The organism is Streptomyces carminius (assembly GCF_002794255.1).
Taxonomy (GTDB): Bacteria; Actinomycetota; Actinomycetes; order Streptomycetales; family Streptomycetaceae; genus Streptomyces; species Streptomyces carminius.
In genome coordinates this window covers 199732-212953 of record NZ_PGGW01000040.1, presented here as the reverse complement: position 1 = coordinate 212953, position 13222 = coordinate 199732, and the positions used below count along the sequence as shown (strand labels likewise).

Below are 13222 nucleotides of genomic sequence, written 5' to 3'. Positions count from 1 at the left end.
GGCCAGATATGGAAGCCCTGTGAGGGGTGGAGTTGACTGGTACTAATAGGCCGAGGACTTGTCCATGGCTGCTTGCGTCCACTGTGCGGGTTCTGAGACCGCGACCTGTTCCCCCGTGTTCGGGGGCTGGTTTGATGTGAGGTTTCATCGTGTTTCGGTGGTCATGGCGGAGGGGAAACGCCCGGTTACATTTCGAACCCGGAAGCTAAGCTCTTCAGCGCCGATGGTACTGCATGGGGGACCGTGTGGGAGAGTAGGACGCCGCCGAACAAATCGTGTGGGAAAGCCCCGCGGGCCCTTTGGGCCCGGCGGGGCTTTCTCGCGTTCCGGGGTGTTCCGGAGCCGTCTGCGGAGAGCCGGTTTTCGGTTGTGGCCGCCGACCGGCGAAGTGAATGCCGGTGAAGGTGAAGTGGTGGATTGAATTGGGGCGGGCGAGGCCGTCAGGCCGGGAAGCGGCGGACGAACCGGCGCTGCCAGGGAGTTTCGACGGCCCGCCGGGAGTAGCGCTCCCGGACGTAGGCGACCGCCTCCCGGGCCGGTACCCCGTCCAGGACGGCGAGGCAGGCCAGTGCCGTACCGGTCCGCCCGTACCCGCCGCCGCAGGCGAGCTCGACACGTTCGGCGGCGGCACGCTCCCATGCCTCCCGCAGTGCCTCGGCGGCGGCCGTACGGTCGGAGGGCAGCCGGAAGTCGGGCCAGCGGACCCACCGTGACTCCCAGTCGACGGCGGGCGGTTCCGCACCCAGCAGGTACAGCGCGAAGGCGGGCCGCGGCCCCTCCGGAAGAGGGCGCCGCAGACCGCGCCCGCGGACCAGCCGGCCCGAGGGCAGGCGCAGTACGCCCGCCGCGGCGGGGTCCCAGGTGCGGCCGGGGACGCCGGCGGGAGCGCCGTGCCGCCCGGAGGCGCCGGTCACGGCACGGGCCTCGACGGGGTCGGTCCGGCCTCGGCGAGCCGCGGCCACCAGACGCGCGCCTGGTCCTCGGAGCGCAGCAGCGCCAGGGTGGGCATGCCCACCGTCTCACCGGAGGTCAGAAGCTCGGGGAGCTGGGGGATGGGGGCCACCGACGCGACGTTGTCGAGGACGAGGGTGAGTGGTGGGTCGAGCCGGCCGGCGGATGACCCTGCGGCCATGCGGCGGCCGTGCTCGACCACGCTTGCGGTGAGGGCGGTGAGGAGCGGCATCGTGCCGGGGGCACGGCGCGGGTCCTCGACGGACTCGCCCATCACATAGAGCGTTCCCCCTTCGGCGGCAAACGATTCCAGGGCGGCCGAATCCGTGCGCGGCGCGGTGCAGGCGTTGCGCACGTGCAGTTGGGAGAGGGACGCGAGAGCGCCGCGGACGAGGCGGACGGCGGCGTCCCTGCGCTCCGGGTGGGCGATCAGGGTGGCCTCCAGCTCGCCCGCCGCGCCGGACGCCGCCCTCGGGTGCGTCCGCAGGATGTGAACGGCCTCGGTCGATGAGCCCGCGGTGGCCGAGGCCCAGCGGTGTACCTGGCGGAACGGCTCGCCGGCGACGGCGGCGGCGTGGAGCCAGCAGCCCAGCAGGGTCTCGGCGGCGCTGTGGGTGGTCGCCTCGGAGCGGGCGGGACTGCGCACGGGGGCGAGCAGGGCGGCGGCGCGGGAGGCGGCGGTACGGCGCTCCTCGCAGCCCTGGTGGGGTGACCAGCGCAGCCGGGCGGGCGCGTCGGTGAGTTGGCCGGGGTCGTAGAGGAGGACGGGGCCCAGTTTGGCGCGGGCTCCCACGGTGTCCGCCCACAGGGCGGGGTCGGCGGTGACGACGAGGGCGGGACCGGGGGCGGCCCGCAGGGCGTCGGCGGCCCGGTCGGCGTGCTCGCGGCCGTGGCCGTACACCACGCCGGCGGGCGGCCCGGCGAACGCCTCGGGCACGGGGCGCGCCCGTACGGCGGGCTCGGGGGCCGGGGGAGCAGAAGGGGCAGGAGGAGGCGCCGGGGACGGCGGTCCGGGCGGCGCCGCGGGGATGGGGACCTCGTGGTGGGGCGGTTCCGGGGACGGTGCGGCGCGGGGGGCGGACACGGCCGCGGCCGGCGCCTCCTCCACCGGGCCGCGCCGGGCGTTCGCGCGGCGGGCCGCGCGTACCGCGCGCCAGCGGGCGACGGTGCCGGCGGTGAAGACCGCCAGAACGGTCAGGACCATCAGTTCGCCGATGAGGACGCCCCAGAACAGGCCGGGCCCCGGCAGGGCCTCAGCCGGGGCGTCGGGCCAGGCGGCGGCCAGGTCGGACGGTTCGGCGAGCAGGGCGCGCATGGCCGGCGGGGTGCGGGTGAAGGTGGTGCCCGGCGGCCAGGCGCCGTGGGCCAGGAGTCCGGCCAGCCCGGTCGCGGTCCAGCAGGCGGTGGTGACGGCGAGCAGGAAGCCCAGCAGGCCCAGCAGCAGTCCGTCCGGGATGCCGCGCTGGGAGGAGGAGGGCGTGGTGCCGCCGCCGTTCCCCGGTGCTCTGCCGTGGCCGTGCGGCACCGTCAGGCCACCGTCTCGTCGGCGTGCGCGAGCCGCTCCATCTCCGCGGCTCGGGAAGCGGTCTCGGCCTCGAACTCGTCGGCCACGGTGTCCTCCAGGGGTACGGGGGCGGCGGAGTCCATCGAGTCTGCCGGGTCCGCCGAGGATTCCGTCATGGCGCGGTCGGTGAAGACCAGCGGCTTCTCCGCCTCGGTGATCAGGTGCTTGACGACCTGTACGTTGCCGTTGACGTCCCAGACGGCGATGCCGGGCGAGAGGGTGGGGATGATCTCCACGGCCCAGCGGGGCAGCCCGAGCACCTTTCCGGTGGCGCGGGCCTCGTCGGCCTTCTGGGCGTAGATCGTGCGGGTCGAGGCCATCTTGAGGATGGCCGCGGCCTCCCGGGCCGCGGCGCCGTCCACCACGTCGGAGAGGTGGTGGACGACCGCGACGAAGGACAGGCCTAGCCGTCGCCCGAACTTCAGCAGCCGCTGGAAGAGCTGGGCGACGAACGGGCTGTTGATGATGTGCCAGGCCTCCTCGACCAGGAAGATGCGCTTCTTCCGGTCGGGGCGGATCCAGGTGTGCTCCAGCCAGACGCCGACGATCGCCATCAGGATCGGCATGGCGATGGAGTTGCGGTCGATGTGGGAGAGGTCGAAGACGATCAGGGGCGCGTCGAGGTCGATGCCCACCGTCGTCGGGCCGTCGAACATGCCGCGCAGGTCGCCGTCGACCAGCCGGTCCAGGACGAGTGCCACGTCCAGGCCCCAGGCGCGGACGTCCTCCAGGGCGACGTTCATAGCCTCGGCCGACTCCGGCTCGGGGTGGCGCAGCTGCTCGACTATGTCGGTCAGGACGGGCTGGCGGCCGGTGACGGTCCCGTTGACGTAGGAGTGGGCCACCTTCAGGGCGAAGCCGGCGCGCTCGTCGAGGCCGTGCCCCATGGCGACCTCGATGATGGTGCGCAGCAGGGCGAGCTGGCCGGTGGTGGTGATGGACGGGTCCAGCGGGTTGAGGCGGATGCCCTGGTCGAGCGCGGCCATCGGGTCGAGGCGGATGGGGGTGACGCCCATCTGCTCGGCGATCAGGTTCCACTCGCCGACGCCGTCCTCGCCCTGCGCGTCCAGGACGACGACCTGGCGGTCGCGGAAGCGGAGCTGGCGCAGGATGTAGGTCTTCTCCAGCGCCGACTTGCCGTTGCCGGACTCGCCGAGCACCAGCCAGTGCGGGGCCGGGAGCTGCTGGCCGTAGAGCTGGAAGGGGTCGTAGATGTATCCCTTGCCGCTGTAGACCTCGCGGCCGATGATCACCCCGGAGTCGCCGAGGCCGGGGGCGGCGGTGGGCAGGTAGACGGCCTGGGCCTGGCCCGTGGAGGTGCGCACGGGCAGCCGGGTGGTCTCCGTCTTCCCGAAGAGGAGACCGGTGAAGGCGTCGGTGACGGCGGTCAGCGGATCGAACGCGGTCATGTGGTCACGCCTCCTCAGCGGCGGATGCCGGTCGCGAACGGCAGGGTGTTCACGAACGCGCGGTGATGCTCGCGGTCGCACCACTCCAGCTTCAAGTAGCTCTTTCCGGCCGATGCCCGGATCGTGCGCTTGTCACGCGCCAGGGCGTCGGGGTTGCGGGAGGAGACGGTGAGGTAGCCGACGAGGTTGACGCCCGCCGCTCCGGAGGCCAGGTCCTCGCCGCGCTGGTCGATGCGGCTGTGGGCGGCCACGTCGCGCGGGTCCACGGTGCGGTTCATCTTCGCGGCGCGGCTGGCCTCGGCGGCGTCGTTGGTCTTCTCCGTCAGCATCCGCTCGATGGCGACCTCGGTCGGTTCCAGGTCCATGCAGACGGCCACGGTGCGGATCACGTCCGGGGTGTGGACCAGCAGCGGGGCCAGGAAGTTGACGCCGACCGGGGTCATCGGCCACTCCTTGACCCAGGCGGTGGCGTGGCACCAGGGGGCGCGGGTGGCCGACTCGCGGGTCTTGGCCTGCAGGTACGTCGGCTCGGACGCGTCCAGCTCGGCGGGCCAGGCGTTGCGCCGGGTCATGGCCTGGATGTGGTCGATGGGGTGGTCCGGGTCGTACATGGAGTGGATCAGCGACGACATCCGGGCCTGGCCCAGCGGCTGCCGCACCCGGATGTCGGCCTCGGTGAGGCGGGCGCAGATGTCGGTGAGCTCGCGGGCTATGACGACGGCCAGGCCCTCGTCGCGGGTGAGCCGGCGGCCGGTGGCCGAGCGGGTGGCCTTGGCGATCGCGGCGGACTCGGCGGCCAGGTCGCGGCTGTGGTGCATGCAGGCCACCAGGTAGGCGCGGTGCTGCTCGCTGGAGGTGGAGACCATCGACAGCAGTTGCTCGTAGGAGTCCTTCAACCAGGGAGCGGCCCGCTCGTCGCCGCGCTGCGCGACGTCCTTGGCGTGGGCGTCGGGGTCGGCGGGGAGGGTGCGGGCGAGCATCTGGAGGCGGGTGACGAAGCCGTCGCCGTTGGCCACGTGCTTGAGCAGGGTGCCGAAGCGGTCGACGAGGGCCTCCTGGTCCTCGCTGTCGCGCAGGCCCACGCCCGGTCCCTCGATCTCGATGGCGGCGGTGACGGTGCGCCGGTCGGCGTGGAGCAGGACGGCGATCTCGTCGGGGCCGAAGGGCGCGGACAGCCAGGTGACGCGGCCGACCCCGGGGGGCGGCGGGATGTCCACCTCGGAGCCGTCCAGCCGGACGCCGGCCTCGGCGGCGGTCGAGCGGTAGGCGGTGCCGTGCCGCAGCAGCCTGCGGTAACTGCGGTTGATCTCGAACCACTTGTAGTACGTCCGCCCGCGGTAGGGCACGTACACCGCGGCCAGCGCGAGCATCGGGAAGCCGACCAGCATGACGATGCGCAGGGTCAGCTGGGGGACGAGGAGTCCGCTCATCATGCCCAGGAAGGCGCCCGCGACGATCAGCGCGATCTCGCCCGTCTCCCGGTTCCTGCCGACGACGGCGTTGGGACGGGCGCGGCCGATCAGATACGTGCGGCGCGGTGCGACGGTGTGGGACGGGGTCGTCACCCGCGATCACCTCCGGTACGAGGGCTGGTGGAGCCGCCTGTGCCGCGGGGCGGGGGCGGTGCTGCGGGCCGGGCGGGCTGGGAGGCGGGCGCCTGGGTGCCGCGGGAGGCGTGTGCGGCGACGCCTCCGGAGACGGGGTTGGCGGGTCTGGGCGTGCCCCCGGACGGGCCGCCGCCGCCCTCCGCGCCGCCGCGTGCGCTGTGGGTGTTGATGCCCTGGCGGAGCATGGCGGCGGGGGAGGAGACGACGGCGGCGGCCGTACGGGAGGCCGGGTCGGCGCTGGCGTTGCGCTGGCGCACGATCTCGTCGCCGAAGCCGGGGACGAAGCGGTAGATCATCGCGCTGGCGAAGATGGCGAGCAGGATGATCGCCAGTCCGGAGACGATCGCGGAGAAGGAGTCGGGGCCCTCGTCGCCGGCCAGCGCCCCGGCCAGGCCGAGGACGATCACGACGACCGGTTTGACGAGGATCACCGCGATCATGATGCCCGCCCAGCGGCGTACGTGGCCCCACATGTTCTTGTCGACGAGCCCGGCGTAGACGACCGTCCCCAGCAGGGCGCCGACGTACAGCAGGGCGGCGCGGATGACGAGCTCCAGCCACAGCACGCCGGCGGCGAGGACGGAGACCAGGGAGACGACGATCAGCATGATCGGTCCGCCGCCGATGTCGTCGCCCTTCTTGAGCGCCTCGGAGAAGGCGCCGAAGAAGGCGTCGTTGTCGGCGCCGGTGCCGGCGGCGATCGCGTCGGTGACGGCGTCGGTCGCGGTGACCAGGGTGTAGAGGAGCAGCGGGGTGAAGGCGGAGGCCAGCACCGTCAGCCACAGGAAGCCGATGGCCTCGGTGAGGGCCTCGGTGAGCGGGATGCCGCGGATGGCGCGCTTGGCGACGGCCAGCAGCCACAGGACCAGGGTGAGGATCGTCGAGGCGGCGAAGACGACGGCGTACTGGCGCAGGAAGGCCGGGTTGGTGAAGTCGACGGTGGCGGTGGCGGAGACCGCCTCGGAGAGCTTGGTGACGATCCAGGCGGCGGCGTCTGCGCAGCCCCGGGCGAGGGAGGCCAGGGGGTCCAGGGTGGTGGACAGGGGTTCGTTGGTGCCACCGCCGCCGGAGCCGCCGCCCTCGCCCTCGCAGTACTCCCGCGCGGCGCCGCCGATCTCCGCGCACGGATCCTCGCTCGGCTCGTCACCCGGCGGCGACGGTGTCGGGTCCGCGGTCGCGCGGGCGGCCAGCCAGAGCCCGCCTGCCTGCACCCCCGCGAGGAGCGCGGCGAGCGACAGGGCGCGGCGGCGGCGGTCAGCGCGCATAGGTGAACCCTCCGTACTCCTCGACGGCCTTGCTGATGTCCTCGGCGCTGGCGGCCCGGTCGTCCCCCGGCACGGGGGCGGGTCCGTCCTGCTGGGAGTCGCCGGTGATCTTCCAGTCGGAGCCGGTCCAGCGCAGTTCGAAGGTCCAGGTCTTCCAGGCCGTGGTGACGGGGACGGTGGAGTCCTCGCCCGCCATGCCGATGAGGCTCGTGTACCAGACCTCGACGGTGGCGCCGCCGTCCGCGTACTCCGCCACCCTGGTGCCCACCGGGATGGCGCGTGAGACGAAGGTCATGCCCGCGGGGGCCTCGCCCTGCGGGGTGAGGCCCAGCCGTTTGAGGAAGTCCGGGGAGTAGGCCTCGTCCTGGCGCTCCTTCAGCCGGGCGGCGGCCTCGGGGGTGTAGAGGTTGTCGACGATCCGGTGCCGTTCCGCGGTGTTGAACATGCCCGTTCCGCCCAGCGCCACCGCGTAGTTGGCCGCGGCGCTCTGCGCGCCCTGCTCGGTCTCGGGGAAGCCGGCGGGGATGCCGCCCACCCGGGTGCCGACGGGGCGTTCGCCGGTGGGGGCGGTGGGCGGTGCTGCGCGCCCGTCGTCCCGGCGGCCGTCCGACGGGCCGTCACCGCCCCTGGTGGCGATGGCCAGTGCGGCTATCAGCAGGGCGACGACGCCTACCACGGTCAGCATGCTGCGGCCCACCCGGACCGGCTGCCGCCGGGGATCGTCGTAGGCGTCGACGACGTCTTCCTCGGGGAGGCGGGTACGCGTGCGGACGCGGCCGCCCGCCCCGGGGCCGGGACGCCGCTCGTCGCCGTACCCGCCGTCACCGCCGATGCTCATCGCCGTATGCCCTCTCGGTCGCCCGGTCGCCGCCCGGTTGGCGTGCCGCTCCCTCCACGACGGTAACGCCGCCCCGGCGGTTGTGGGGTCCGTGCGTACGGGATCGCCTCCGCACGGTGACCGGCGCGTTCGCGGTGCCGGTGGCGGTGCGGAGGGCGTACGCCGGGGCCCGGGAGGGGCGGGCCGTGGACTGGTGCATGGCTGGGGGTCTTCTTCCGGTGTGGGCGGTGGCGGCCGTACGGGGGCACGGCGGGGCGCCCGGGCCGCCTCGGCGGCCGCGTGCACCGTCGCGCCTGCCACGGTGGCGTGGCAGGTCTCACATGAGGTCGTCCGGTCCGCCGCCGACCGGGCACGGCCCGGGCTCCTGGCCCCGCGGGCACGCGGTACTGCCCTGCCGGGCAGGCGGACCGGGAGCCGGGGCGGGAGTTCGGGAGGACCGTGGTCGGGGGAGGGCCGGAGGAGGGGGACGGGGCGGGGCGGCGCTACACGGCCATTCCGTAGACGATCGTGAAGACCGTGCCGAGCGATCCGATGATGAAGACGCCGGTCAGTCCGGCCACGATCAGGCCCTTGCCCTGCTCCGCGCTGAAGGTGTCGCGCAGCGCCGTGGCGCCGATGCGCTGCTTGGCGGCGCCCCAGATGGCGATGCCCAGGCAGAGGAGGATGGCCACGGCCATCACGACCTCGATCATCACCCGGGCCTCGTTGCCCAGGGATCCGAACGGGCCCCAGTCGGGGGCGATTCCGCCGATGATGGTGTTGATGTCGCCCTTGTCGGCCGCATAAAACATGATGTGTTCACCGCCCCGGTGGGTTGTTGGAAGACGCTTCCCTATGGATTCTGACACGGTCGCGGTCGAATCGGCAGTGAACCGGGTTCCGGTGAGGGAGGGTTGAGGGATGCGGAAGGCGTGGGTGGCCGTCGGGGTCGGCTTCGGACTCGTCATGTGCTTCATGGCGCTGCTCGTCGTCGGTACGTACAGCGCCGCTTCCAGCCTCTTCGGCGGCCGCGGGGGGACCGTCGCACTGGCGAAGAACGCGGTGCCGGCGGCGTACGCGCCCCTGGTGGCGCGGTGGGGCAACGAGTGCCCGGAGCTCAACCCGGCGCTGTTGGCGGCCCAGCTCTTCCAGGAGAGCGGCTGGAACCCCGGTGCGCAAAGCCCCGCCGCGGCCCAGGGCATAGCCCAGTTCATCCCGGGCACCTGGGCGACGCACGGCGTCGACGGGGACGGCGACGGGGACCGGGACGTGTGGGACCCCGCGGACGCGATCCCCGCGGCGGCGAAGTACGACTGCGCGCTGGCGGAACAGCTCAGGGGCGTACCCGGCGATCCGACGGACAACATGCTGGCCGCCTACAACGCTGGCCCGTATGCGGTGGTCAAGTACGACGGTGTGCCCCCCTACCGGGAGACGCGGAACTACGTACAGGTCATCCGGAAGATGGAGAAGAGCTTCGCCGCGCCCGCCGGGCGGCTGTCCCCGACGAAGCAGGCGGCCGGCGCGATCGACTTCGCGCAGAAGAAGCTCGGGACCCCGTACCTGTGGGGTGGTGACGGAACGCCGGAGGACGGCGGGCGGTTCGACTGCTCGGGGCTGACGAAGGCGGCGTACGCGAGTGTGGGGATCGAGCTGCCGCGTGTCGCCAACGACCAGTGGAACACCGGCCCGCACCCGAAGCGGAACGAACTGCTCCCCGGCGACCTGGTGTTCTTCGCCCATGATCTGAACGACTCGAGGTCGATCCACCATGTGGGGATCTACGTGGGCGGTGGCTATATGATCGACGCGCCGTACACCGGGGCCACGATCCGTTTCGACCCGATCGACAGCCCCGACTACTTCGGGGCTACCAGGCCGACGGCCTGAGGCGGGCGCCGGGACGGAGCCGGTCCCGGACCGGCGGACGGATCACCCTCCGATAACGCCCGGGTGGCCGTTCGGTGGAGGTTGGAACGTGCGGCCCGGACAGGGCGTTGTCCTGTCCGGACAGGGCATTCCGCTACCACGGGGGTCGGCAGCGACGAGTGAAGGGCAGCATCGGATGGACGAATGGGACAATCCTGACGTCGGGCTGCTCTACGACATCAACGGATTGGCCAGGGAGGCCCCCGGTTGGGCCGACCACCTGATGGAGTACGTCGGCGAGTACGGCACCGTCGTGGCGCTGATGGTGCTCGGCCTGTGGGCCTGGTGGACGGCGCGGCGCCGGCCGGACGCGGTGGCGTCGGTGGCCGGGCTGGTCTGGGCGCCGGTGGCCGCCGGGGTGGCGTTGCTGGTGAACGTGCCGATCCGGGGCTTCGTGGAGCGCCCCAGACCCTTCCTGACCCATGACGGGCTCGAGGTGCTGGTGGCCGGCAAGACCGACTTCTCGTTCGTCAGCGACCACGCGACCCTGGCGATGGCGCTCGCCGTCGGCATCTTCATGGTGAACCGGAAGCTGGGGACCCTCGGCATCCTGGTGGCGGTGTTCGCGGGTTTCTGCCGGATCTACATGGGGGTGCACTACCCCACCGACGTGATCGGCGGGCTGGCACTGGGCACGGCCGTGACGCTGCTGCTGGCCCCCGTGGCGCTGGCGCTGCTGACCCCGCTGCTGCGCGCGGTGGCCGCCTCCCGGGCCGGAGTGCTGGTGCGGACTCCGGAGGTGGCCGCGCAGGACGCGGCGGCGGAACAGCGGGAGTACGACCGCGGCCTGGCGGCCTGACAGCCGCCCCCGGTCCTCCCGGCCCCACCCGTCCCCTCCCTGCCCTTTCCCGGGCCCCGGTCGGCGTTCCCGGCCGGGGCCCGGGCCGTTCCCGGACCGCGCCGCCCGCGGGCCCGGTCAGCCCTCCGTGTGGGCGGCCGCGTCCGCGCGGGCCCGCCCCCGGGCGCGCCGGGCGGGGCCCCGCCAGCCGCAACTGCAGACCGCGTTGCAGAACGGGCCCGTCTCCGTGGTGGAGGTGCGGTGCGGCTCCGGCGCTGCCGGCCGCTCCGCGGAGCCCTCCCCGCCGTCCCCCCAGGTGTCCTCCCACTGCACCCGGCCACGGTACCGGCCGTGACGGCTGATGGTGGGCGTCGTTGAACGGATCGAGTGGTGAGACGCGGTCCTGGGGGTCGGCAGACGATGGTGACGCGGCGCGGCCGGAGGAGCGGGGCCGTCGGGGCCGCCGTGCTCTGCGCCGGGACGGTGCTGGCGGTACTGGCGACACCGGCCACCACCGGGTGCTCCGCACCGGACGCCGCCGTCGGCGCGGCCGCCGGCGAGCCGGCCGCGGCCGAGGCGCGGGCCGCCGTACGGGAGGCCGCCGGGGTGCTGGCGAGATCGGGCACCTCCCGGGCGCACACCCGGGTGGAGACGGACAGCGGAGGCACCCGCGTCGTCATCCGGGGCACGGGCGCCTTCGACTACGGGACGCGGACCGGGCTGCTGCGGGTGGTGCCGCCGGCCGCCCCGGCGGTGCCCGCCACCGGGGCGGACCGGCGCCGGCCGATCGTGGCCCTGGTCACGCCAGGGGCCCTCTACCTGAGGAACCGGGGCGCCGGGGTTCCCGCCGGCAAGTGGGTGCGGGTGGACGCCGCCACGCTGCCCGACGGGAACCTGGTCACGGGCGGCGCCACCGACCCGATCACCGCCGCCGAGCTGCTGCGCGGTGCGAGGTCGGTCTCGTTCCGGGGCGAGGAGCGGCTGCACGGGGAGACGGTGCGGCACTACCGCGGCACCGTGGACCTCGCGGCGGCGGCCAGGGCGGCGCGGCCGCCCTGGCGGGGCCGGCTGGCCGCGGCCGTGGCGGGGCTCTCCCGCCGTACGGTGCCCTTCGATGCGTACGTCGACGGTCGGGGACGGCTGCGGAAGATCCGGCAGCACTTCGCCCTCCCGTCCGCGGCGGGCGGTCCGGGCGGCTCGGGCGGAGCGGGCGGAGCGGTCCGGCAGGAGGTCTCGGTGGTGTCGACGACGACGCTGTACGGGTTCGGGGTGCCGGTGGAGATCGCCCTGCCCGGGCCGGGGGACATCCACACCGGCCGGATCGCCGCGCCGTAGCCGCGGTACGCCGGCGGGCCGGGCCGGCACCGGAGCCGTAGCCGATGACGGTGGCGTTAAATGGCCCGGACGTGCCATGCCCGGAAGGCGCGCTCCTTCCTACCCTGGAGAGCGGACGCGTGAGAGGGGAGCTGTGAGGAGGTGGTGCGGGTGTCCGGGAAGATCGGCGGTCCCCTGGTCCAGGACCACGTGGCCCTCGCCGAGATCGAGCTCTACGGCGAGCTGATGATCGCCGCCTCGGCCGCGGCCGAGGACCGGCTCAGTTCCGCGCGCATCGACGAGGTGCTCCGGGTCGGATCCGACCCGGCGGGCCGGGGCGCCCGCGAGAAGGCCCGTCCGGCCGTGTGACGGCCGGTACCGGCCCGCGTGGCCCGCACCGGCCCGCGTCTCCCCCGCCGGACCGCGCGCGCCGCGCGCGGTCAGGTGCGCAGCAGCCGGGCGATGGCGGCCGTGGCCTCCTCCACCTTGGCGTCGATCCCCTCGCCGCCCTCGGCCGCGGCGTGGGCCACGCAGTGGCGCAGGTGCTCCTCCAGCAGTTGGAGGGCGAACGACTGCAGGGCCTTGGTGGAGGCCGAGACCTGGGTGAGTATGTCGATGCAGTAGACGTCCTCCTCGACCATGCGCTGCAGACCGCGGATCTGCCCCTCGATCCGGCGCAGCCGCTTGAGGTGGGCCTCCTTCTCCTTGGCGTAGCCGTGCGGACCGTGGACGGTCTCGGGACGGGTCTCGGCGGTCGTCATACGGTCCTCCCGTGAGCGGTGCGGGGGAATACCCCCGCTGGGTATATTGTACCGAATCCCCCTTTCCGGAGGGATCTTCGCGGCGGATCCCGGGTGCTAGGGGCGCGCCTCGATGGGTAACACTGAAGGACGCCGGTCCGCTGTGACTGGTTGATGCCCCTTGCATCATCGAGACCGACAACCATGCACCCCGAGGAATCCCAGTGCGCTTTCGTCTGACCCCCAGGGAGACGAGCTTCTACGACATGTTCGCCGCGTCCGCGGACAACATCGTCACCGGTTCGAAGCTCCTCATGGAGATGCTCGGGGCGGACCCCGCGGCACGGGCCGAGATCTCGGAGCGCATGCGTGCGGCCGAGCACGCCGGCGACGACGCCACCCACGCGATCTTCCACCAGCTGAACTCCTCGTTCATCACGCCGTTCGACCGCGAGGACATCTACCGGCTCGCGTCGTCGCTCGACGACATCATGGACTTCATGGAGGAGGCCGTCGACCTGGTCGTCCTCTACCAGGTCGACGAACTGCCGCGCGGGGTCGACCAGCAGATCGAGGTCCTGGCCAGGGCCGCCGAGCTGACCGCCGAGGCGATGCCGAACCTGCGGACGATGACCAACCTCACCGAGTACTGGATCGAGGTCAACCGGCTGGAGAACCAGGCCGACCAGATCCACCGCAAGCTGCTGGCCCATCTGTTCAACGGCAAGTACGACGCCATCGAGGTGCTGAAGCTCAAGCAGATCGTGGACGTACTGGAGGAGGCGGCCGACGCCTTCGAGCACGTGGCGAACACGGTGGAGACCATCGCGGTCAAGGAGTCCTGAAGC

General features: G+C 73.1%; 14 protein-coding genes and 1 rRNA gene. 6 read left to right on the top strand and 9 right to left on the bottom strand.

The annotated features are described in order from the left end of the window. The first annotated feature begins 153 nt into the window (after positions 1-153). Positions 154-270, top strand: a 5S ribosomal RNA gene (gene rrf, locus CUT44_RS12890). A gap of 170 nt (positions 271-440) precedes the next feature. Here the strand turns inward: rrf and CUT44_RS12885 are convergent. From CUT44_RS12885 to CUT44_RS12855, 7 genes are all read right to left on the bottom strand, one after another. Then, positions 441-914, bottom strand: coding sequence for a protein-tyrosine phosphatase family protein (locus tag CUT44_RS12885; RefSeq protein WP_100202113.1), 474 nt, complete (start codon positions 912-914; stop codon positions 441-443). Beyond that, complete coding sequence (locus tag CUT44_RS12880) at positions 911-2476, bottom strand: P-loop NTPase family protein (RefSeq protein ID WP_408646739.1); 1566 nt, start codon at positions 2474-2476, stop codon at positions 911-913. The genes CUT44_RS12885 and CUT44_RS12880 overlap by 4 nt, the downstream gene beginning before the upstream one ends. A gap of 2 nt (positions 2477-2478) precedes the next feature. Then, positions 2479-3924, bottom strand: a complete 1446-nt coding sequence (locus tag CUT44_RS12875) for an ATP-binding protein (RefSeq protein WP_100202097.1) — start codon at positions 3922-3924, stop codon at positions 2479-2481. A gap of 14 nt (positions 3925-3938) precedes the next feature. Continuing rightward, positions 3939-5489, bottom strand: a complete 1551-nt coding sequence (locus CUT44_RS12870; protein WP_100202096.1) for an SCO6880 family protein — start codon at positions 5487-5489, stop codon at positions 3939-3941. After that, the gene (locus tag CUT44_RS12865; protein ID WP_100202095.1) at positions 5486-6796 is read right to left on the bottom strand and encodes a hypothetical protein; all 1311 of its coding nucleotides are present in this window, start codon (positions 6794-6796) and stop codon (positions 5486-5488) included. Before CUT44_RS12865 ends, CUT44_RS12870 begins: the two co-directional genes overlap by 4 nt. Next, positions 6786-7634, bottom strand: coding sequence for a hypothetical protein (locus CUT44_RS12860; protein WP_100202094.1), 849 nt, complete (start codon positions 7632-7634; stop codon positions 6786-6788). The genes CUT44_RS12865 and CUT44_RS12860 overlap by 11 nt, the downstream gene beginning before the upstream one ends. Before the next feature lie 482 nt (positions 7635-8116). Beyond that, on the bottom strand, positions 8117-8425 hold the full coding sequence (locus CUT44_RS12855; RefSeq protein WP_100202093.1) for a hypothetical protein: 309 nt from the start codon (positions 8423-8425) through the stop codon (positions 8117-8119). Positions 8426-8534: 109 nt separating this feature from the next. Between CUT44_RS12855 and CUT44_RS12850 the strand changes: the two genes are divergently transcribed. Together CUT44_RS12850 and CUT44_RS12845 are read left to right on the top strand one after the other, a co-directional pair. Continuing rightward, positions 8535-9503 carry an NlpC/P60 family protein gene (locus tag CUT44_RS12850; protein WP_100202092.1) on the top strand — a complete coding sequence of 323 codons (969 nt, stop codon included), beginning with the start codon at positions 8535-8537 and terminating at the stop codon, positions 9501-9503. Between the two features lie 175 nt (positions 9504-9678). Further along, positions 9679-10341, top strand: a complete 663-nt coding sequence (locus CUT44_RS12845; protein WP_100202091.1) for a phosphatase PAP2 family protein — start codon at positions 9679-9681, stop codon at positions 10339-10341. A gap of 117 nt (positions 10342-10458) precedes the next feature. Here CUT44_RS12845 and CUT44_RS12840 read toward each other — a convergent pair whose 3' ends face one another. Then, positions 10459-10653, bottom strand: a complete 195-nt coding sequence (locus CUT44_RS12840; protein ID WP_100202090.1) for a hypothetical protein — start codon at positions 10651-10653, stop codon at positions 10459-10461. 87 nt (positions 10654-10740) lie between these two features. Here CUT44_RS12840 and CUT44_RS12835 point away from each other — a divergent pair, with 87 nt between their 5' ends. After that, complete coding sequence (locus tag CUT44_RS12835) at positions 10741-11655, top strand: hypothetical protein (protein WP_100202089.1); 915 nt, start codon at positions 10741-10743, stop codon at positions 11653-11655. Positions 11656-11796: 141 nt separating this feature from the next. Next, positions 11797-12003: a hypothetical protein gene (locus tag CUT44_RS12830; protein ID WP_408646738.1), complete on the top strand. Its 207-nt coding sequence runs from the start codon at positions 11797-11799 to the stop codon at positions 12001-12003. 71 nt (positions 12004-12074) lie between these two features. Here the strand turns inward: CUT44_RS12830 and CUT44_RS12825 are convergent, their stop codons facing one another. Further along, the gene (locus tag CUT44_RS12825) at positions 12075-12395 is read right to left on the bottom strand and encodes a metal-sensitive transcriptional regulator (RefSeq protein ID WP_100202088.1); all 321 of its coding nucleotides are present in this window, start codon (positions 12393-12395) and stop codon (positions 12075-12077) included. A gap of 203 nt (positions 12396-12598) precedes the next feature. Between CUT44_RS12825 and CUT44_RS12820 the strand changes: the two genes are divergently transcribed. After that, on the top strand, positions 12599-13219 hold the full coding sequence (locus tag CUT44_RS12820; RefSeq protein ID WP_100202087.1) for a DUF47 domain-containing protein: 621 nt from the start codon (positions 12599-12601) through the stop codon (positions 13217-13219). The last annotated feature ends 3 nt before the right edge of the window (positions 13220-13222 follow it).